The organism is Mesorhizobium sp. CO1-1-11, assembly GCF_020164995.1.
Classification (GTDB): domain Bacteria; phylum Pseudomonadota; class Alphaproteobacteria; order Rhizobiales; family Rhizobiaceae; genus Mesorhizobium; species Mesorhizobium australicum.
In genome coordinates this window covers 1-20,460 of sequence record NZ_JAIUHE010000016.1, presented here as the reverse complement: position 1 = coordinate 20,460, position 20,460 = coordinate 1, and the positions used below count along the sequence as shown (strand labels likewise).

At 63.9% G+C, this 20,460-nt stretch carries 18 protein-coding genes; 14 read left to right on the top strand and 4 right to left on the bottom strand.

The window, feature by feature from the left end; all coding sequences use genetic code 11:
• Window positions 1-215 precede the first annotated feature (215 nt).
• From LB554_RS19460 to LB554_RS19440, 5 genes are all read left to right on the top strand, one after another.
• On the top strand, window positions 216-776 hold the full coding sequence (locus LB554_RS19460) for a F0F1 ATP synthase subunit delta (protein WP_224586305.1): 561 nt from the start codon (window positions 216-218) through the stop codon (window positions 774-776).
• Window positions 776-2,305: a F0F1 ATP synthase subunit alpha gene (gene atpA / locus LB554_RS19455; RefSeq protein WP_015315171.1), complete on the top strand. Its 1,530-nt coding sequence runs from the start codon at window positions 776-778 to the stop codon at window positions 2,303-2,305. Before LB554_RS19460 ends, atpA begins: the two co-directional genes overlap by 1 nt.
• A 46-nt stretch (window positions 2,306-2,351) precedes the next feature.
• The gene (locus LB554_RS19450) at window positions 2,352-3,236 is read left to right on the top strand and encodes a F0F1 ATP synthase subunit gamma (RefSeq protein ID WP_140662549.1); all 885 of its coding nucleotides are present in this window, start codon (window positions 2,352-2,354) and stop codon (window positions 3,234-3,236) included.
• Between the two features lie 70 nt (window positions 3,237-3,306).
• A complete protein-coding gene (atpD, locus tag LB554_RS19445; RefSeq protein ID WP_015315173.1) occupies window positions 3,307-4,902 on the top strand; it encodes a F0F1 ATP synthase subunit beta in 1,596 nt (531 codons plus the stop codon).
• 112 nt (window positions 4,903-5,014) lie between these two features.
• Complete coding sequence (locus LB554_RS19440) at window positions 5,015-5,422, top strand: F0F1 ATP synthase subunit epsilon (RefSeq protein WP_224586304.1); 408 nt, start codon at window positions 5,015-5,017, stop codon at window positions 5,420-5,422.
• Window positions 5,423-5,558: 136 nt separating this feature from the next.
• On the opposite strand, the gene LB554_RS19435 is transcribed toward LB554_RS19440, so the two are convergent.
• Window positions 5,559-7,067 (bottom strand): mannitol dehydrogenase family protein, encoded by a 1,509-nt coding sequence (locus tag LB554_RS19435; RefSeq protein ID WP_224586302.1) that lies wholly within the window; start codon window positions 7,065-7,067, stop codon window positions 5,559-5,561.
• 151 nt (window positions 7,068-7,218) lie between these two features.
• On the opposite strand from LB554_RS19435, the gene uxaC reads away from it, so the two are divergent.
• From uxaC to LB554_RS19395, 8 genes are all read left to right on the top strand, one after another.
• The gene (gene uxaC / locus LB554_RS19430) at window positions 7,219-8,631 is read left to right on the top strand and encodes a glucuronate isomerase (protein WP_181166306.1); all 1,413 of its coding nucleotides are present in this window, start codon (window positions 7,219-7,221) and stop codon (window positions 8,629-8,631) included.
• 33 nt (window positions 8,632-8,664) lie between these two features.
• The gene (locus LB554_RS19425) at window positions 8,665-9,645 is read left to right on the top strand and encodes a TRAP transporter substrate-binding protein (RefSeq protein ID WP_140616581.1); all 981 of its coding nucleotides are present in this window, start codon (window positions 8,665-8,667) and stop codon (window positions 9,643-9,645) included.
• 62 nt (window positions 9,646-9,707) lie between these two features.
• Complete coding sequence (locus LB554_RS19420; protein WP_041163297.1) at window positions 9,708-10,232, top strand: TRAP transporter small permease; 525 nt, start codon at window positions 9,708-9,710, stop codon at window positions 10,230-10,232.
• Window positions 10,233-10,235: 3 nt separating this feature from the next.
• Window positions 10,236-11,516 (top strand): TRAP transporter large permease, encoded by a 1,281-nt coding sequence (locus LB554_RS19415; RefSeq protein WP_140822662.1) that lies wholly within the window; start codon window positions 10,236-10,238, stop codon window positions 11,514-11,516.
• A gap of 114 nt (window positions 11,517-11,630) precedes the next feature.
• Complete coding sequence (locus LB554_RS19410; protein WP_015315180.1) at window positions 11,631-12,404, top strand: FadR/GntR family transcriptional regulator; 774 nt, start codon at window positions 11,631-11,633, stop codon at window positions 12,402-12,404.
• Window positions 12,405-12,426: 22 nt separating this feature from the next.
• Window positions 12,427-13,278, top strand: coding sequence for a 5-dehydro-4-deoxy-D-glucuronate isomerase (gene kduI, locus LB554_RS19405; protein WP_015315181.1), 852 nt, complete (start codon window positions 12,427-12,429; stop codon window positions 13,276-13,278).
• Complete coding sequence (gene kduD / locus LB554_RS19400) at window positions 13,275-14,039, top strand: 2-dehydro-3-deoxy-D-gluconate 5-dehydrogenase KduD (protein WP_224586300.1); 765 nt, start codon at window positions 13,275-13,277, stop codon at window positions 14,037-14,039. The genes kduI and kduD overlap by 4 nt, the downstream gene beginning before the upstream one ends.
• Window positions 14,040-14,049: 10 nt before the next feature.
• Window positions 14,050-14,388: a cupin domain-containing protein gene (locus LB554_RS19395; RefSeq protein ID WP_140712433.1), complete on the top strand. Its 339-nt coding sequence runs from the start codon at window positions 14,050-14,052 to the stop codon at window positions 14,386-14,388.
• Window positions 14,389-14,540: 152 nt separating this feature from the next.
• Here the strand turns inward: LB554_RS19395 and LB554_RS19390 are convergent, their stop codons facing one another.
• Window positions 14,541-15,962 carry a coniferyl aldehyde dehydrogenase gene (locus tag LB554_RS19390; RefSeq protein WP_224586299.1) on the bottom strand — a complete coding sequence of 474 codons (1,422 nt, stop codon included), beginning with the start codon at window positions 15,960-15,962 and terminating at the stop codon, window positions 14,541-14,543.
• 237 nt (window positions 15,963-16,199) lie between these two features.
• On the opposite strand from LB554_RS19390, the gene recQ reads away from it, so the two are divergent.
• Complete coding sequence (gene recQ / locus LB554_RS19385; protein WP_224586297.1) at window positions 16,200-18,035, top strand: DNA helicase RecQ; 1,836 nt, start codon at window positions 16,200-16,202, stop codon at window positions 18,033-18,035.
• A 62-nt stretch (window positions 18,036-18,097) separates the two neighbouring features.
• Here the strand turns inward: recQ and LB554_RS19380 are convergent, their stop codons facing one another.
• Together LB554_RS19380 and LB554_RS19375 are read right to left on the bottom strand one after the other, a co-directional pair.
• Complete coding sequence (locus tag LB554_RS19380) at window positions 18,098-19,441, bottom strand: phospholipase D-like domain-containing protein (RefSeq protein WP_224586295.1); 1,344 nt, start codon at window positions 19,439-19,441, stop codon at window positions 18,098-18,100.
• A gap of 1 nt (window position 19,442) precedes the next feature.
• Window positions 19,443-19,769 (bottom strand): low affinity iron permease family protein, encoded by a 327-nt coding sequence (locus LB554_RS19375; protein ID WP_015315187.1) that lies wholly within the window; start codon window positions 19,767-19,769, stop codon window positions 19,443-19,445.
• Window positions 19,770-20,460: the final 691 nt, after the last annotated feature.

The window sequence follows — 20,460 nt, the reverse complement described above, 5'->3', positions numbered from 1 at the left end:
ATCTTTCGCCGGATGCGACAATAGTGCCTGAAAACCATGCGGAACGACGCATTGCGGTCTTAAAATGCCTGTGCTAGACGGCAATCGACTTTCGGCCGGGGATAGCGGAAGCCGCGCCTCCGTGCTTGAAAAAATGCAGTAAGGTCAAAGATTTAGCCAGAGTTTTTGCTCGCGCCAACAATCTGCGGCCTGTCAGACAAGAGAAAAGACGGTCCGTGGCTCAATCGTCATCGCCAATCTCAGGTGTCGCAGAACGCTATGCCGGTTCGCTGTTCGAACTGGCATCGCAGGCAAATTCCGTGGCCAAGGTCGAGGCCGACCTCACCAGTTTCGAGGCCATGCTCGCGGGCAGTGCCGACCTGACCCGGCTGATCAACAGCCCGGTATTCTCCAGCGAGGACCAGGCCAAGGCCATCGGGGCGATCGCCGACAAGGCCGGCATCACCGGCCTGACCGGCAATTTCCTGCGCGTCGTCGCCAAGAACCGCCGCCTGTTCGCGGTGCCCGGCATGATCAAGGCATTCCGCCAGATCGCCGCTGAATACCGTGGCGAGGCCGCCGCCGACGTGACGTCGGCTCATGAGCTGACCGCGGCCCAGCAGACCGAACTCAAGGCGGCGCTGAAGGGCGTTGCCGGCAAGGACGTGACCATTTCCGTCACCGTCGATCCGTCGCTGCTCGGCGGGCTGGTGGTCAAGATGGGCTCGCGCCAGATCGATACGTCGCTCAAAACCAAACTCAATTCGCTCAAGCTTGCACTGAAAGAGGTCGGCTGATGGACATCCGCGCCGCGGAAATTTCCGCAATTCTGAAAGACCAGATCAAGAATTTCGGCAAGGAGGCCGAGGTCTCCGAAGTCGGACAGGTGCTGTCCGTCGGTGACGGTATCGCCCGCGTCTATGGCCTCGACAATGTCCAGGCCGGCGAAATGGTCGAATTCCCCGGCGGCATCCGCGGCATGGCGCTCAACCTCGAAGCCGACAATGTCGGCGTCGTTATCTTCGGCGCCGACCGCGACATCAAGGAAGGCGACATCGTCAAGCGCACCGGCGCCATCGTCGACGTTCCCGTCGGCCCCGGCCTGCTCGGCCGCGTGGTCGACGCGCTCGGCAACCCGATCGACGGCAAGGGCCCGATCAAGGCGACCGAACGCAAGCGTGTCGACGTCAAGGCACCGGGCATCATTCCGCGCAAATCGGTCAACGAGCCGATGTCGACCGGCCTCAAGGCCATCGACGCGCTGATCCCGGTCGGCCGCGGCCAGCGCGAGCTGGTCATCGGTGACCGCCAGACCGGCAAGACCGCCATCATCCTCGACACGATGCTCAACCAGAAGTCGGTGCACGACAACGGCCCGGAAAAGGAAAAGCTCTACTGCGTCTACGTCGCCGTCGGCCAGAAGCGTTCGACCGTCGCGCAGTTCGTCAAGGTTCTGGAAGAGCGCGGCGCGCTCGAATACTCGATCATCATCGCCGCCACCGCTTCCGACCCGGCGCCGATGCAGTTCCTGGCGCCGTTCGCCGGCTGCACCATGGGCGAATATTTCCGCGACAACGGCATGCATGCGCTGATCAGCTATGACGATCTGTCGAAGCAGGCTGTCGCCTATCGCCAGATGTCGCTGTTGCTGCGCCGCCCGCCGGGCCGCGAAGCCTATCCCGGCGACGTCTTCTACCTGCACTCGCGCCTGCTCGAGCGCGCCGCCAAGCTCAACGACGATCTGGGTGGCGGATCGCTGACCGCCCTGCCGATCATCGAGACGCAGGCCAACGACGTGTCGGCCTATATCCCGACCAACGTGATCTCGATCACCGACGGCCAGATATTCCTCGAAACCAACCTGTTCTTCCAGGGCATCCGTCCGGCCGTCAACGTCGGCCTGTCGGTCAGCCGCGTCGGCTCGGCCGCGCAGATCAAGGCGATGAAGCAGGTCGCCGGCTCGATCAAGGGCGAGCTCGCGCAGTACCGCGAAATGGCTGCCTTCGCGCAGTTCGGCTCGGATCTCGACGCCGCCACGCAGCGCCTGCTCAACCGCGGATCGCGCCTGACCGAACTCCTGAAGCAGCCGCAGTTCTCGCCGCTGAAGACGGAAGAGCAGGTCGCGGTGATTTTCGCCGGCGTCAACGGCTATCTCGACAAGCTGCCGGTCAACCAGGTCGGCAAGTTCGAGCACGGCCTGCTCAGCCACATGCGTGCGGCGGGCAAGGACGTTCTCGACGCCATCCGCAAGGAAAAGGCGCTTTCGGACGATCTGCGCGCCAAGCTCAAGGCCGAGATCGACGCCTTCGCCAAGACCTTCGCCTGAGCGAAGCGCCAGTCCGGATGAGACAAGACGGGATCAGGTTTGAAGCATGCCTTCATTAAAAGACCTTCGTAACCGTATCGCCTCGGTCAAGGCGACGCAGAAGATCACCAAGGCGATGCAGATGGTCGCCGCGGCGAAGCTGCGCCGTGCGCAAGAGGCGGCGGAAGCGGCGCGCCCCTATTCGGAGCGCATGGGTTCCGTGCTGGCCAACATCACCCAGGCGATCGGCGGTGGCGGCGATGCCCCGGCGCTGATGACAGGCACCGGCAAGGACGCCGTGCATCTGCTCGTGGTCTGCACCGCCGAGCGCGGCCTGTGCGGCGGCTTCAATTCGCAGATCGCCCGTCTTGCCCGCGATCACATCCGCCGGCTTCTGGCCGACGGCAAGCAGGTCAAGATCATCTGCGTCGGCAAGAAGGGCTTCGACATCCTGCGCCGCGACTATGCATCTATGATCATCGACCGTGTCGATCTGCGCGAGGTCAAGACGCTCGGCTTCGTCAATGCCGATGCGATCGCCAAGAAGGTCATCCATCTCTTCAACGAGGGCGCCTTCGACATCTGCACGCTGTTCTATTCGCAGTTCAGGTCGGTGATCAGCCAGATCCCGACCGCGCAGCAGATCATCCCGGCCAGCACCGCTTCGGCTCCGGCCGCGGCGGTGGATGGCGGCAGCGCCGTCTATGAATATGAGCCGGAGCCGGGCGAAATCCTCTCCGACCTCATCCCGCGCAACATCTCCGTGCAGGTTTTCCGGGCGCTGCTCGAAAACGCCGCCGGCGAAATGGGGGCCAAGATGAGCGCCATGGACAATGCGACGCGCAACGCCGGCGAGATGATCAACAAGCTATCGATCACCTACAACCGCCAGCGGCAGGCGCAGATCACCAAGGAACTGATCGAAATCATTTCGGGCGCCGAGGCGCTCTAGGCGCGGTCCGCGGGTGACTGTCCCGCGAACCGGACCGCGTGAGAAACAAAGGACGAAAAGGGTAAAGACGATGGCGAAAGCAGCGACCCCCCAGAAGGCAACTCCGAAGGCGGCAGCCCCCAAGGCAGCAGCCCCAGTGAAAGCGGCCAGGGCTCCGGCAGCGGCGGCAAAGGCTGCTCCGGCCAAGGCAGCAGCGGCGCCGGCCAAGGCCGTGGCCGCCAAGACGCAGGCCATGGCCACGAAAGCCACCGGCGTTGTCGGCAAGGTTCGCCAGGTCATCGGCGCCGTTGTCGACGTGCAGTTCGGCGATCACCTGCCGGCGATCCTGAACGCGCTCGAGACGACCAATGTCGGCAACCGCCTGGTGCTCGAAGTTGCCCAGCATCTGGGTGAAAACACCGTGCGCTGCATTGCCATGGACTCCACCGAAGGCCTGGTGCGCGGCCAGGAAGTGCGCGACACCGGCGCTCCGATCACCGTGCCGGTCGGCCCGGGCATGCTCGGCCGCATCATCAACGTCATCGGCGAGCCGGTCGACGAAGAAGGCCCGGTCGACGCAATCGAAATGCGCTCGATCCATCAGCCGGCTCCGACCTATGTCGAGCAGTCGACGGAAGCCCAGATCCTGATCACCGGCATCAAGGTGCTCGACCTCTTGGCGCCTTACGCCAAGGGCGGCAAGATCGGCCTGTTCGGCGGCGCCGGCGTCGGCAAGACCGTGCTGATCCAGGAACTGATCAACAACATCGCCAAGGCACATGGCGGCTATTCGGTGTTCGCCGGCGTCGGCGAGCGCACCCGCGAAGGCAACGATCTCTATCACGAGTTCATCGAATCCGGCGTCAACAAGAAGGGCGGCGGTGAAGGCTCCAAGGCAGCGCTGGTGTACGGCCAGATGAACGAGCCGCCGGGCGCGCGCGCCCGTGTCGGCCTGACCGGCCTGACGGTCGCCGAATATTTCCGCGACCAGGGCCAGGACGTGCTGTTCTTCGTCGACAACATCTTCCGCTTCACGCAGGCGGGTTCCGAAGTGTCGGCTCTGCTCGGCCGCATCCCGTCGGCCGTGGGCTACCAGCCGACGCTCGCCACCGACATGGGCGCGCTGCAGGAACGCATCACCACCACCACCAAGGGCTCGATCACCTCGGTGCAGGCGATCTACGTGCCGGCCGACGACTTGACCGATCCGGCGCCGGCGACCTCGTTCGCTCACCTTGACGCGACGACGACGCTCAACCGTTCGATCGCAGAGAAGGGCATCTATCCGGCCGTCGATCCGCTGGACTCGACCTCGCGCATGCTCGATCCGCTGGTCGTCGGCGACGAGCATTATGGCGTCGCCCGCCAGGTGCAGTCGATCCTCCAGCGCTACAAGTCGCTGCAGGACATCATCGCCATCCTGGGCATGGACGAGCTCTCGGAAGAGGACAAGCAGACCGTGGCCCGCGCCCGCAAGATCGAGCGCTTCCTGTCGCAGCCGTTCTTCGTCGCCGAAGTGTTCACCGGCGCGCCGGGCAAGCTGGTCGACCTCGCCGACACCATCAAGGGCTTCAAGGGCCTTTGCAACGGCGATTACGACCACCTGCCGGAAGCCGCCTTCTACATGGTCGGCGGCATCGAGGAAGCGGTCGAGAAGGCACAGCGCCTCGCGGCTGAAGCGGCGTAAATAAAGCGAATAGGGAGTAGTCAGTAGTCAGTAGTGAATAGCAGCTGGGCGAGTCGGATAGTTGTTCTCTCGCCCTACTTCCTACTCACTATTCCCTACTCACTAAATTGACATGGCTGAAGCTTTCAAGTTCGAACTGGTTTCCCCGGAACGCCTGCTGGTTTCCGCCGAGGTCGAGGCGGTCGTCATCCCAGGCGCCGAAGGCGAGATGACCGTCATGGCTCATCACGCGCCGGTCATGACCACGATCAAGCCGGGTGTCGTCACGGTGAAGAGCGCCTCGGGCAGCGAAGAACGCTATGTCGTGTTCGGCGGCTTCGCCGACATCGTCCCGGCCGGCTGCACGCTGCTGGCGGAATCCGCTGTCGCGGTGAAGGACGTCGACCGCGCCGATCTCGCCCGCCGCATCCAGGAAGCCAAGGAAGATGCTGGCGACGCCAAGGACGACCAGGCGCGCAGCAAGGCGGAACAATTCCTTAGCCAACTCACCACGCTGGAAGGCGCCATCCTGCCGGCCTGAAACTCGTCGCGGGACAACGGGTTGAAGCGGGGCCTTGCCCCGCTTTTTTGTTTGTCGGGATATTATGGCGTGAGAGTGGGTGTGGCGGCGGTGCTGGAGTTGCGCGCCGACATCAAGGTTCTCAACCGCCCGCGCCTTACTGTCCTTCGGCTTCTATGCCGAGCGCGGCGAAGGCCAAAGTCGGGCCGTCTCGTCGCAGGTGGACGAGATGGACGGCCACGAGTTCGATCAGCGTCTGGCGCTCGGCGTGATCCCGGGCGAAGCCGGCCATGTCAAACACCGCCGTCACGGTTTCGTTCGCCGGCAGCTGCTGGTCCAAAAGCGCGGTCATCGGCGCATCGAGCGGATCGGTGAAATGGCCTTCCGGCAACGTCTTTCCGCGCGCCGCACAGGCGGCGATCCAGGCAGCTACGACCAGCGTGAGATGGACCAGTTCGCTGCCGGCTTCGAGGCACTCGACAGCCGAGGCGATAATGCGCTGCGGCAGTTTCTGGCTGCCGTCATTGGCGATCTGCGCCGTGCGGTGGGCAAGTGCCGTGTTCGAAAAACGCTCGGCAAGCTCGGCGGTATAGGCTGATGGGTCGAGGCCGGCATCGTCCGGCAATGTTGTTATGGCCTCTTGCCATAGCGCGTCGACGAACCGCCGGATCGCCGGATCGGCGAAGGCACTGTCGACCGTCGCGTGGCCGCAGAGCAGGCCGAGATAGGCGATGCCCGAATGCGCGCCGTTGAGCAGCCTCAGCTTCATGTCCTCGAAGGGAGCGACATCCCCAACCATGGTGACGCCGAATTTTTCCCAGGTGGGACGGCCCATGGGGAAATCGTCCTCGATCACCCACTGGCGGAAGGGTTCCGTCATCACGGGCCAGGCGTCCTCAATACCAAGTTCGCCCGCTATCCGTGCCCTGTCGGCGTCGATCGTGGCTGGCACAATGCGGTCGACCATGCTTGAGGGAAATGCGACGTGACTGGCGATGTGGTCGGCCATTCCGGCATTGCCCGCCGAACTGGCACTTGCATCGCGCAGCGTGGCGAATTCGATCAGCAGCCGGTGCAAGGTGGCGCCGTTGGCCGGCAGGTTATCGCAACAAAGCACGGTAAAGGGCGGGGTGCCAGCGCCCCGCCTCCGGGCGAGCGCTTCGGTCAGAAAACCATGCGCCGTCTTCGGTGTTCGCGGATTGGCCAGGTCGTGGACGATGTCGGCATGCGCTGCGTCCAATCCGCCGCCGGCCGCCCGCAAATAGGCTTTCTCGGTGATCGTCAGCGTCACGATGCGGGTACGCGGATCGGCCAGCACCGCCAGCACCGCTTCCGGGTCTTCCGGCGCCACCAGCAGCGAGCCGATCGAGCCGATGACATGCAGCTTCTCGCCGCCGCTGCCGCGCACAGCCAAGGTGTAGAGCCCGTCCTGCGGCGCCAGCGCGTCGCGCGTTTCCGCGCTGCGCAGCGACACGCCTGATATGCCCCAGTCCGTTTCTCCGGCCGCCAGGCATTCATCGATATAAGCGGCCTGGTGGGCGCGGTGAAAGGCGCCGACGCCCAGATGCACGATGCCCGGCGTGATTGCGCCACGATCATATCGAGGCGCGGCGACCTTGGCCGGCAATGCCTGCGCCGTGCGGTTGGAAAGGCGGCGGTCTGTCATCGGTTCGGCACTCATCTCGTGGAACGATTTGCGGGGTAACACTGACGGCGTCCGCCGACAATGCTCAGCTTTGCGTAGCAGTCATCATACAACAATCCGATTTTTGTATGTTGACATTATTTCTGACCGATCCTACCCATGGAGCCGGAGGATGGCCGTGGCACTGACCAATGCGGATTTGCTGTTTTCAGCCGAGGCGCGTCCGCTGTCGATCGCCCGCGCTCTCTATGCCGGCATCAAGGACCTGCCCATCATCAGCCCGCACGGCCATACCGACCCGCGCTGGTATGCGCTGAACGAGCCGTTCCCCGATCCCGCGCAACTGCTCATCGTGCCGGACCACTATATTTTTCGCATGCTGTTCAGTCAGGGCGTGCGGCTGGAGGCTCTCGGCGTGCCGACCCTCGATGGTGAGCCCGTCGAGACCGACGGCAGGGCGATCTGGCGGTTGTTCGCCGAACACTATTACCTCTTTCGTGGCACGCCGACCCGATTGTGGTTCGACCATGTCCTTGCGCATCTGTTCGGCATCGAAGAGCCGTTGAGCGCCGCGACCGCCGACCGCCATTACGACACGATCGCAACGCTGCTGCAGTGGGAGAATTTCCGCCCTCGCGCGCTGTTCGAGCGCTTCAACATCGAGGTCATCGCGACGACCGAAGGCGCGCTCGACGATCTCAAATGGCACCAGATGATCCGCGACAGTGGCTGGGAGGGCCGTGTCGTCACCGCCTATCGGCCAGACGCCGTCGTCGATCCCGATTTTGAAGGCTTTTCGGCCAATCTCGATCGGCTCGGCGAGATCACCGGCTGCGACACCGGGACCTGGGCCGGTTATCTCGACGCACATCGCCAGCGGCGCGCCTTCTTCAAGAGCTTCGGCGCGACTTCGTCGGATCACGGTCATCCAACGGCGGAGACCGCCAATCTTTCCGACGCGGCGGCGCAGGAGCTGTTCAACCGGGTCCGCGCCGGCTCGCAGGATGAGCGCGAGCGAAAATTGTTTCGCGCGCAGATGCTGACCGAGATGGCCAAGATGAGCCGGGACGACGGGCTGGTCATGCAGATCCATCCCGGCTCCATGCGCAATCATTCGGCTTCCGCTTTCCAGAAATTCGGCAGGGACAAGGGTTTCGATATCCCGACCCGGACCGACTATGTCACGGCATTGAAGCCATTACTGGACTGCGTCGGGCTGGAGCGCGACCTGACCGTCATCCTGTTCACGCTGGATGAAACCAGCTACGCGCGCGAACTGGCGCCGCTGGCCGGCGTCTATCCGGCGCTGAAGCTCGGGCCGGCCTGGTGGTTCCACGACAGCCCGGAAGGCATGCGCCGGTTCCGCGAGATGACCACCGAGACCGCCGGCTTCTACAACACGGTCGGCTTCAACGACGACACGCGCGCCTTTCCGTCGATACCGGCCCGCCACGACGTGGCGCGGCGGGTCGACTGTGCGTTCCTGGCGCGTCTCGTCGCCGAGCACAGGCTGCGTGAGGACGAGGCGCATGAACTCGCGAAGGAGCTTGCCTACACGCTTGCCAAGAATGCGTACCGGCTCTGAGCCGGGCGTTTCGATTTTCAAAGGGAGGAAGTCATGTTGCATTTTTCGAAATTGACGGCGGCGGCGACATTCGCCATCGGTTCGCTGCTGATCGGCGCTGCCAACGCCGAAACCGTGCTGCGATCCTCGGATACCCATCCGGACGGCTACCCGACCGTCGAGGCGGTCAAGTACATGGGCGACCTGATCAAGCAGCGCACCGCCGGCCGTTATTCGATCGAGGTCTATCACTCGGCGCAGCTCGGCGAGGAGAAGGACACGATCGAGCAGACCCAGGCCGGTGTCATCGACCTCGACCGTGTCTCGATGGGACCGTTCAACGGCATCGTGCCGGAGACCGCCGTGCCGTCGCTGCCCTACATGTTCCGCTCCGTCGAGCACATGCGCCACGTCATGGACGGCGCTGTCGGCGACCAGATCCTGAAGGCGTTCGAGGCGCATGATCTCGTCGGCCTCGCCTTCTACGATTCCGGTGCTCGGTCCTTCTACAACACCAAGAAGGACATTACCTCGATGGCGGACATGAAAGGGATGAAGTTCCGCGTCATCCAGTCCGATGTGTTCGTCGACATGGTCAACGCGCTTGGCGCCAACGCCACGCCGATGGCCTATGGCGAAGTCTATTCGGCGCTGCAGACCGGCGTCATCGACGGCGCCGAAAACAACTGGCCGAGCTTCGAATCCGCCAAGCACTACGAAGTGGCCAAGCATTACACGATGGACGAACACCAGATCGTGCCGGAAGTGCTGGTCATGTCGAAGGCAAGCTGGGACAAGCTCTCGCCGGAAGACCAGGCGATCGTGCGCCAGGCAGCCAAGGACAGCGTCGTCAAGATGCGCGAACTATGGGACGCGCAGGAGAAGAAGTCGCGCGGCATCGTCGAGGCCGCGGGCGTCAAGGTCAGCGAGATCGACAAACAGCCGCTGATCGACGCGATGAAGCCCGTCTACGACAAGTACTTGTCGACGCCCGAATTGAAGGATCTGGCCGCCCGCATACAGGCCGAGAAATGAACGGCAGGGGCAATGGATCGAGCAGCGCGGAGGCCCCCGCGCTGCCTTCGGACGTGTCGGCCATGCGAGGATTCTGGCTGGGTGCGGAGCGGGTCCTGTCAGGGCTTGCCAGGCTGGCGCTTTGGATCAGCGGCGCCGGCCTGACGCTGATGACGATCATCATCTTCTGGCAGGTCTTCTCGCGTTATGTGCTGAACCGTTCGCCGAGCTGGACGGAATCCTTCTCGGTTCTGCTGATGGGCTGGTTCATTTTTCTCGGCGCCGCCGTCGGCGTGCGCGAACGCACCCATCTCGGCTTCGACGTGCTGCTCTATGTCCTGCCTGTTTCGGCCAAGGCGGTACTGCGCAGCATTTCCGACCTTGTCGTGCTGGCCTTCGGCGCCGGCATGATCGTCTATGGCGTGCAATTGGCCAGGCTGACCTGGAACACGGTCATGCCGTCACTTGCCCTGCCGGGCGGCGTCAGCTTCCTGCCGGTCATCCTGGGTGGGGCGCTGGTCTGTCTGTTTTCGCTGGAACGGCTGGCCGGGCGCTTTGCCGGCCTGCCCGTCGACGCCGACATTCATGCAACCGGCGAGGAGCCCTGAACCATGGCCCTGATCGTCCTCTTCGGCACCTTCGTGTTCCTACTGGTCATCGGCACGCCGATCGCCTTCTGCCTCGGCGTTGCCAGCTTTGCCACGATCCTCACGCTTGGCTTGCCGCCGGTCGTGGTGTTCCAGCGGCTGAATTCCGGGGTCAGCGTCTTTTCGCTGATGGCCATCCCGTTCTTCATCTTCGCCGGAGACCTGATGGTGCGCGGTGGTATCGCCGCGCGGCTGGTCGCGCTGGCAGGCTCCCTGGTCGGTCATTTGCGCGGCGGCCTGGGGCAGGTCAACATCGCGGCGTCGACCATGTTCGGTGGCATCTCCGGCTCGGCGGTGGCGGATGCGTCGGCGGTCGGCGGGCTGATGATTCCGCAGATGAAGGCGCGCGGCTACGGCGTCGACTATGCCGTCAACATCACCTCGGTCGGGGCCATCATCGCGCTTCTCATTCCACCGTCCCACAACATGATCATCTATTCGATCTCCGCCGGCGGCCGTATCTCGATCGCCGACCTGTTCACGGCTGGCGTGCTGCCGGGTCTGCTGCTGGCGCTGTCGCTGATGACAACGGCCTATTGGGTCGCCAGCCGCCGGGGATATCCGACGGAGCCTTTCGCCGGCTTCGGCCGGGCCCTGCAACTGCTTGTCGCCGCCATTCCCGGGCTCATCCTGATCGCCATCATCTTCGGTGGCGTCAGGTCCGGTGTCTTCACCGCGACCGAGAGTTCCTGCATCGCCATCGTCTACGCCTTCCTGGTGACGCTGATCATCTACCGCTCGATGAGCTGGGGCGACTTCGTCGCGGCGACGACGGCGTCGGTGCGCACCACGGCCATGGTGCTGATGATCATCGGCTGCGCGGCGGCCTTCGGCTGGTTGCTCGCCTATCTCAGGGTACCGGCGGCACTGGTCGCCTTTCTGCAGTCGGTGTCCGACAACAAGCTGGTGATCCTGCTGCTGATCAACGTCGTCCTGCTCATTCTCGGCACCTTCATGGACATGTCGCCGCTGATCATCATCACGACGCCGATCTTCCTGCCTGTCGTCATGGCCTATGGGGTCGATCCCGTGCATTTCGGCGTGATCCTCATCCTCAATCTCGGCATCGGGCTTTGCACGCCACCGGTCGGCGCGGTCCTGTTCGTCAGCTGCGCCATCGGCCGTATTCCGATCTGGACCGCGATGCGCTCGATCTGGCCATTCTACGGCGCTGCCTTCGCCGTGCTGATGCTTGTCACCTACGTGCCGGAAATCTCATTGTGGCTGCCGGGCCTGTTCCATTAGAGCGGTTCGGCGATCGTTAGAATCGTTGAACCGCTCTAACTCTTTGTGTTTACGCAATTCCAGGCGGAAAGACGCTACGCACTTTTCGTGGAATTGCACTAGGAGGTCACCGAGGTGTCCGATACCGCAAACGACCTCAGGGTCGAGAGAAAACCCAAGCTGTCGGAAACCGTCGTGGGGGCGATCCGCAAGCAGTTGCAGGCGGGCGAGATCCCGCCCGGCCACAAGCTGCCGACCGAGGGCCAGCTGACCGAAACCTTCGGCGTCAGCCGAACCGTCATCCGCGAGGCGCTGGCCAAGCTTGCCGCCGACGGTCTGGTCGAGCCGCGGCAGGGCGCCGGGGTGTTCGTCACAGAGCATATTTCGACCATGTTCGGGGCGCTCGCCGCCGACATGGGAGCCAAGGATTCGGTCGCGCTCAACGTGCTCGAGGTGCGGCTGGCGATCGAGATCGAATCGGCTGGGCTCGCTGCCATCCGTCGCAACGCCGCGCAGGAGGCGGCGATCCAGGAAGCCTTCTTCGAGTTCGAGCGGCTGCTGCTCGACAGCCAGCCGACCGGTCCGGCCGACCTCGCCTTCCATCGCGCCATCGCCAGCGCCACCAATAATCCCTTCTATGTCGAGATGCTCGACGTGCTCGGCCGGCGCGCCATTCCGTGCGACGTGACCTCGCCCTGGTCGACCGAACTGGCGCAGTCCGACAGCTACCAGCGCGGGCTGCAGCGCGAGCATCTGGTGATCCTGAACGCGATCACGGCGGGCGATGCCGAAGCCGCGCGCGAGGCGATGCGCACCCATCTCGGCGCCAGCCAGCAGCGTTACCGCGAGCGGCTGCAGGCGCGGCAGGCCTACTACGCCAGCTCGGTCAAGGCGGCCGCAGGCGAATGATCCACCGAAAGCCAGGACAGAAATGAGCCAGAACCACACCGACTACACCTCGCGCTTCGCCATAGACCCGGCGGCCGCCGCCGCCATGGGAACGGATGAGCTGCGCCATAATTTCCATATCGAGGATCTCTTCCAGCCCGGGCGCATCAGCCTGACCTACACGCACTACGACCGCATGATCGTCGGCGGCGCCGTGCCTGCGGCAACGGCATTGCCACTGGAAGCGATCAAGCCGACCGGCACCAAGGGGTTTCTCGACCGGCGCGAATTGATCGCCGTCAACATCGGCGGTGCCGGCACGATCGAAGCCGGCGGCCAGTCCTTCGACCTGCGGACGCGCGACATGCTCTATCTCGGCATGGGCACCGACACGGTTTCCTTCGCTTCTGCTGATAGGAACGACCCCGCCAAGTTCTATCTGCTCAGCGCCCCGGCGCATCAGGCTCATCCCAGCCGGCTGATCCGCCTCGATGACGCCAAGCGCCTCGATCTCGGCAGCAAGGAGGCCTGCAACGAGCGCTCGATCTTCCAGTTCATTCATGCCGGGGGAACAAAAACCTGCCAGCTCGTCGTCGGCATGACGCAGCTGGCGCCGGGCTCGATCTGGAACACCATGCCATGCCATGTGCATGACCGGCGCATGGAGGCCTACCTCTATTTCGACCTGCCCGAGGCGGCCCGCGTCTTCCACTTCATGGGCGAGCCGGACGAGACACGTCACATCGTCATGCGCAACGAGGAGGCGGTGCTGTCGCCGGGCTGGTCGATCCACTCAGGCGCCGGCACGTCCAACTATGCCTTCATCTGGGCGATGGCCGGCGACAATGTCGACTACACCGATGTCGATCCGGTGGCGATGGACATGCTGCGGTGAGCGACCTCTCCGCCTTCAGCCTGGCCGGCAAGCGCATCCTGGTGACCGGCGCCAACACCGGCATCGGCCAAGGCATTGCCATCTCGGTCGCGCGCGCCGGTGGCGCCGTGATCGGCGTCGGCCGCTCATCGATGGACGACACCGCGAGCAAGGTCGGCGCGGCGGGCGGCCAATTCGAGGCGGTGAGCACCGATCTTGCCGACACGGCAGCAGTCGGACCGATGCTGGACCGCGTCTGGGATCAAAACGGTCCGATCGACGGGCTGGTCAACAATGCCGGCATCATCCGGCGCGCCGATGCCGTCGATCTCGGCGAAGCCGACTGGGACGACGTGATCGACGTCAATTTGAAGTCCGTCTTCCTGCTGTGTCAGTCCTTTGCGCGGCGCCTCCTTGCCGGTGGACGCCAGGGCAAGATCGTCAACATCGCCTCGGTGCTGAGTTTCCAGGGCGGCATCCGCGTCGCGTCCTACACGGCGTCCAAGCATGGCGTGCTCGGCATCACCAGACTGCTCGCCTGCGAGTGGGGGGCGAAGGGCATCAACGTCAATGGCATAGCGCCGGGCTATATCGACACCAACAACACGCAGGCGCTGCGCGCCGATCCCGACCGCAGCGCGGCCATCCTCGGGCGCATTCCCGCCGGCCGCTGGGGCGAGCCCGGAGACATTGGCGATGCTGCCGTCTTCCTGCTGGCGCCGGCCTCGAACTATATGCATGGCGCGGTGGTGCCGGTGGATGGGGGATGGCTGGCGCGATGAGGAGAAGACGATGACCGAGCCGAAGATTTTCGCGCATGCCGGCCAGGGTGCCTGGACGCCGACCCCCGACGGCAATCGCCGGCGGGTTCTCCTCTCCACCGACGAACTGATGATGGTCGAATTCGGTTTCGACAAGGGTGGTGTCGGCGCCTTGCACTCGCATCCGCATGTGCAGGCGAGCTATGTCGCCGAAGGCCGTTTTGAGGTGACCATCGGCGGCCGGACCGAAATCGTCGAGACCGGCGGCAGCTTCATCGTGCCGTCCGGCCTGGTGCACGGCGTCAAGGCGCTCGAGGCGGGGCGGCTGGTCGACAGTTTTACGCCGCACCGCGCCGATTTCCTCGCCTGACCGGGTCGCCGACGATTTCTCGGCCAACGAAAAACCCGCGCCTCCAGGGAAGCGCGGGTTGTTGCCTGGGCGCCAATGGCGCCGCGGTACTCAAAACATCACCGCAGAGTGCGAAAGCTGCCGCATCATGGTGAAGATAGACTTAATGCGCGTCAGGTGATGCGCCTGAGCAGGCCGAAAAGCCGTTCGAACGTCTTGCCGTAGGGCGGCCGCAGAAGGCTCCCTGCGCTCAAGCGCGACTGCAGGAAGACCGGTTTCTCCTTGCTGAAGGTGCGGAAACCCCATTCGCCGTGATAGGCGCCCATGCCGCTGGCGCCGACGCCGCCGAAGGGCTGGTTCTCCTGCACCAGATGCAGCATGCAGTCGTTGATGGTGACGCCGCCGGCGACCGTCTCGCGCAGGATGCGCTGGCGGTTGCCCCTGTCATTGCCGAACCAGTAGAGCGCCAGCGGCCGGTCGGCCTGGTTCACATAAGCGATCGCGTCGTCGAGCGTGGCGTATTCGACGATCGGCAGCACCGGGCCGAAAATCTCCTCGCGCATCAGCTTCAGGTCCGAGCCTGCGTTGCTGACCAGGGTCGGCGGAAGCTTCCGGCCCGCATTGCCGAGGTCCTCGCCGGCCGGGTTGATCTCGGTGACATCGGCACCCGTGTCGCGCGCTTCCGCGATCATGGCGCGCAGACGCTGGTAATGCCGATCGCTGATGATGGCGGTATAGTCGGGGTTGTCGCGCAGCGAGGGGTAGAGCCGCGCCATGGCGATTGCGAGCTTCGCGGCGACCGTACCTGCTTGTCCCTTCGGCACCAGCAAATAGTCCGGCGCGATGCAGGTCTGCCCGGCATTCAACAGCTTGCCATAGGCGACGCTGGCAACCGCGGTGTCAAGATCGCAGGAGGGGTCGAGGATCGCCGGCGACTTCCCGCCGAGTTCGAGCGTGACCGGGGTCAGGTTGGCGGCGGCGGCGATCGCAACCTGGCGTCCGACCGCCGTCGAACCGGTGAACAGCAGATGATCGAACGGCATCGAGACGAAGGCTTTCCCCGTATCGGCATCGCCGGCGATGACGCTGAGTTCATCCGGGGCGAAATGTTCGCCAGCCAGCCTGGTCAGCAGCCCGGAAAAAGCCGGCGTCAGTTCGGAAGGCTTGACCAGCACGCGGTTGCCGGCGGCAAGCGCGGCCGTAACCGGCGCGACGGCGAGCTGAAAAGGATAATTCCAGGGAGACACGATACCGACGACGCCGAGCGGCTGCGGCACGAGGCGGTTCCTGCCTGGCAGAAACGGCAAGGTGGTGGCAACGCGGCGCTCCCGCATCCAGCCGCCGACATGGGCGAGCGCATGGCGAATGCCGGCGCGCACGACGAACAGTTCGGCCAGGCGGGTCTCATGCGCCGAGCGGCCGCCGAAGTCGGCATCGATCGCAGCGCAGATTTCATTCTCGTGCCGCTCGGTCAGCGCCAGCAGGCGCCTCAGCCGGTCCTTGCGGACGCCAAGGTCGGGAAAGGGTTGTGCCTTGAAGGCGGCGCGCTGCAGCCGGAACCGCTCGCCCAGCAAATCCTGTCTCACCTGCAGCATCGCGCCCTCCGTGGCGTATCGGCGAGGGCAAGCTTACATCGCAACGCGGCGGAATCCATCAGGGGTGCGTGTGCCGCTGGGGAAGGCGTCGCCGGCGGTGTTGCCGAGGGCATTGAGAGGGCTGTTGTGATGGGATGAGCGGTGAGCTACTCCAAGGCCTCACAAGGAGTTGCCCTTGACCGTCTTCCCCGATCTCTCCCGTACGCGAAAAATCGCTTGCCGCCAGGTGACTGTCTGATGCCGGCTCAGGCGGCGGGCATCAGGGCCGGGGATCCCAAGCGGCGCGTCCTGAAGGAGGTGTTCGGCTTCGACGATTTTCGCCCCGGCCAGGCCGACGTGATGGATACACTGCTTGGCGGGCGCCATGTGCTGGCCGTCATGCCGACGGGCGCGGGCAAATCGCTCTGCTACCAGGTTCCGGCGCTGGTTCTGGGCGGGCTCACCCTCGTCGTCTCGCCGCTGGTGGCTCTGATGCAGGACCAGGTCGCGGCGCTGCGGCTTGCCGGCGTGGCGGCCGATACGATCAATTCCTCGCTCGACCGCGAGGCCAATGTCGCGGCCTGGCGCCGTGTGGCATCTGGCCAGACGCGGCTGCTCTATCTGGCGCCGGAGCGGCTGATGACCGAGCGCATGCTGGACGCCCTTTCCAGGCTCCACGTCAGCCTGATCGCCATCGACGAGGCGCATTGCATCTCGCAATGGGGTCCGGCGTTCCGGCCCGAATATGAGGATCTGTCCCGGTTGCGAGGCATCTTTGCCAATGTGCCGATCATCGCGGTGACGGCGACGGCTGATGAGAGCACGCGTACCGACATCGCCGCCCGCCTGTTCGCCGAGCAGGTCGAAACGCTGGTGCTCGGTTTCGACCGGCCCAACATCAAGCTGGCCATCGCGCCCAAGCAGGACAGCAAGCGCCAGCTGCTCGGCTTCATCGAGCGCCATGCGGGCAAGAGCGGCATCATCTATTGCTTGTCGCGCAAGAAAACGGAAGAGATCGCGGCCTTTCTGAAGCGCAATGGTGTCACCGCGCTCGCCTACCACGCCGGCATGAGCAAGGAGGCGCGTGAAGCCAATCAAAACGCCTTCATGACCTTGTCCGGCGTCGTCATGGTGGCAACCATCGCGTTCGGCATGGGCATCGACAAGCCTGATGTCGCCTTTGTCTTCCACACCGATATGCCGGGCAGCCTGGAAGCCTATTATCAGGAAATCGGCCGTGCTGGCCGCGACGGACGCGAGGCCGAGGCGCATATGCTTTACGGCCTTGGCGACATCCGCATGCGCCGGCTGTTCATCGACGACGAGGATGCCTCGTCAGAGCACAAGAGGCGGTCACACCGCCGGCTCGACACGCTGATCGGCTATTGCGAGACCGCGCAATGCCGCCGCCAGGTGCTGCTCGGCTATTTCGGCGAAGAGGCCCAGGCCTGCGGCAATTGCGACAACTGTCTCGACCAGGCGCCGCGCGCCGATGGCAGTGCCGAAGCGCGGAAGATCCTGGCGGCGGTCGCAGAGAGCGGCGAGCGCTTCGGCGCGGCCCATGTCATCGATATCCTGCTTGGCCACGAGACCGAGAAGGTGCTGGCGAGAGCTCATCAAACACTCAGCAGTTTCGGCACCGGCGCCGCGCACAGAAAGACAGTGTGGCTGTCGCTGGTCCGGCAACTGGTGGCCGGCGGGTTCCTGATGCCGGATCCCGAGGGCCATGGCGGTCTCGCCATCTCCGAAAGCGGCCGCGCGCTCGGCCGTGGCGAGATTGCATTCCAGTATCGCGTCGAGACGCGGGACCCTCTGGCGCGCGGCAGGAAGCGTTCCGGGGAAGGCGCCGCCGCCGGAGCCGAGGGCGTCGATGCTTCGCTGCTGGCGGCGCTCAAGTCGCTGCGGCTACGGCTCGCCAAGGAGCGACAGGTGCCGGCCTATGTGGTGTTTTCCGACCGCACGCTCATCGACATGGCCGACCGCCGCCCGCGCGACCTCGACGCCTTTGCCGAAGTGAATGGCGTGGGAGCGGCGAAGCTCAAGGAGTTTGGCGCGGTTTTTCTGGCCGCGATCGCGGCGCATCAGGCTGGCTGAAAGCCTGATGGCGAGCGGTAGGGCTGATCAGGCTGGTCGAATGAGCAGTAAAAGCCAGGTCATCAAAGTTGGGAGCGCAGCCTGCTGGCCAGCCAGTCCGAAATTTTTTCCCGCAGGGGACGCGCTTCCCATTCGGCCAGGGTGATTTGCCGGGACCTCCCAAGGTCCTGGTTGAACAGGTCGATCTGCGTGTTTGCGAAATCCCTGCCGTAGACGTTCAGACTGGCTTCATCGTTCAGCCGCAAGGAGCGTTCGTCCAGATTGGTGGAACCAAAGCTCGTCCAGATGTCGTCAACGATCAGCAGCTTGGGATGATACATGGTGGGTTGAAACTCGTAGATACGCACTCCAGCTCTAAGCAAGTCGCCCCAGAAATAGCGCGAGCCCTTCCGAACCAAAGGCACGTCGGTGAGCGCGTTCGGAACGATCACATCGACAGACACGCCTCGCTTCCTGGCGTCCAGGATCTGCTGGAGGGCGATATCGTCGGGGACGAAATAGGCCATTCCGATTCGCAGGTGATCCCTCGCGGCGGCTATCGCGGCCAGCATCATCAATTCCATGTTCTCCGAGCCATTTGGCTGCGAAGAAAGTATCAGCTGGGCGCCGAGCGACCCTGCCGGTTCGGGCGGAGGGTAGAACTTCCGACCCTGCAATGTCTCACCGGTCGTCTCCAACCAATTTTCGGCAAAGGCTGCCTGGAAAGCAGGTACGGCGGTCCCTTCGATCCGATAGTGCGTTTCGCGCCATTCATCCGGATTGCGGGCGTCTCCCTGCCATTTGTCGGCGATGCCGACGCCGCCCGTAAAGGCCACTCGTCCGTCGACAATGAGCAGTTTGCGATGGGTCCGGTTGTTCACACGGTCCAACGTATACCAATGGATCGGCCGGTAGCGGTGGAACCTCACGCCGGCTCCTGTCATGATGTGGATCAGGTTTTCGTCGAAAGGCAGGCTGCCGACCCAGTCGACAAGCACGCGGACCTCCACACCTTGCCGCGCCTTGGCCGCCAAGGCTTGTGCGAATTCATATCCAACGGCCCCAGACCAATAGATATAGGTCTCAAAATCGATGGTGGACCGGGCCGCGCCGATCGCCTGGAGCATCGAAGGAAAAATCTCGTCGCCGTTCACAAGGGTCTGCACCGCGTTCTCGTTTGACATCTGTCCCAGCGAGTAGCTGCTCATCGACCTCGCGAACTGCGGATCCGATGCGTCGAAGCGATGCGGGACAATCGTCCGCAAAACCCGCGGTTCAGGGGTCAGGTTTATGGCCGCCAACGTGGCCAGACCGGCGACAACCGCAACGGCCACATAGCTCAATCCCTTGAGCAGCGGGCTGAATTTTCGATCCAACCGCGTTGGCTTCGCGCCCCTCAGCAACGCCACGAGACCGGCAGCGCGCATGTTAGTCGCCCTGCTGCTTGCGATCGCGATGTTTCTCGATGTCCTCGGGCTCTTCATCGTCGATGCGGGTGATGGTCGAAGCCGAACTGTTTGATCTTAGCATTTCGTCCAACTTGGCATGAATGGCCTGGGTATCGCGATGTTCAGCCCGCTGAATGAAGAGCGTCATGGCCCAGGTGAGGAGCGTGGCCGCGCCATGCCAGTTCAAGCTTTGCCGGTCGAAAACGATCCAGAAGATCGCATAGGCCAGCAGGACCAGGAATGCTGCCGGACGAGAGGTCCACGTGCCGATCGAGGTGAGCGCGCCGGTAATGGGGTGATTTGCCATCAGCAGGAACTTTCCACGGTAACGCAGGTTCCCGCGAGCGCGTCGGCGAAGGCTGCCGTGCGGCACAGTTGTCTGCAGAAAGCGCCGTCAGGCCCTGACCATCCCTCTGGGTTGGGCGTTGTCTCGAACGGCTGCAGCGTCAGAGGCTGCAATGGGAGCCTTGCGATCGCGGGCCTGTCTCGGAGCGCCGCAGCGTCGGGACGTCGTCAAGCAGGCAGCCCGGCGAGTACTGCGCCAATACCCTTTCCAGACGCGCCAGAAGGACTTTCCTCGACTTTATCTCGTACCCCAACCGCAATGTGCCTCCCATGCTTTTGCGGTTGGTGGTCAACTCCTGCTGGAGGATGCCGATGCGGATGCGTACCTCATCGGCCTGTGCTCGAAGTGCTGCCTTGATTGGCCCTCGACCTTGCATGCTGAACTCGATCTCCCTGGAAACGAATATCGAACTTGAGGGACATGCTTTGGTTCCTCGGCATCGCTTCTTATTTCCCATCCGCGACAGCCGGTCGCGTCCCGCCGCGTGCATGCCGGCGCCTGTCGGCGATCATTATCGCCGAGGATGGGGACGAACCCGCGAATTGGCGGTAGCCGATGCCGCCGGCATTTTCTATTTTGCCCTTCCCGAGAGATGGGTGACAGTTCATTCCGGATAGATGGGTTACACTTTCGGCCCTTTGCAAGGAGAGCA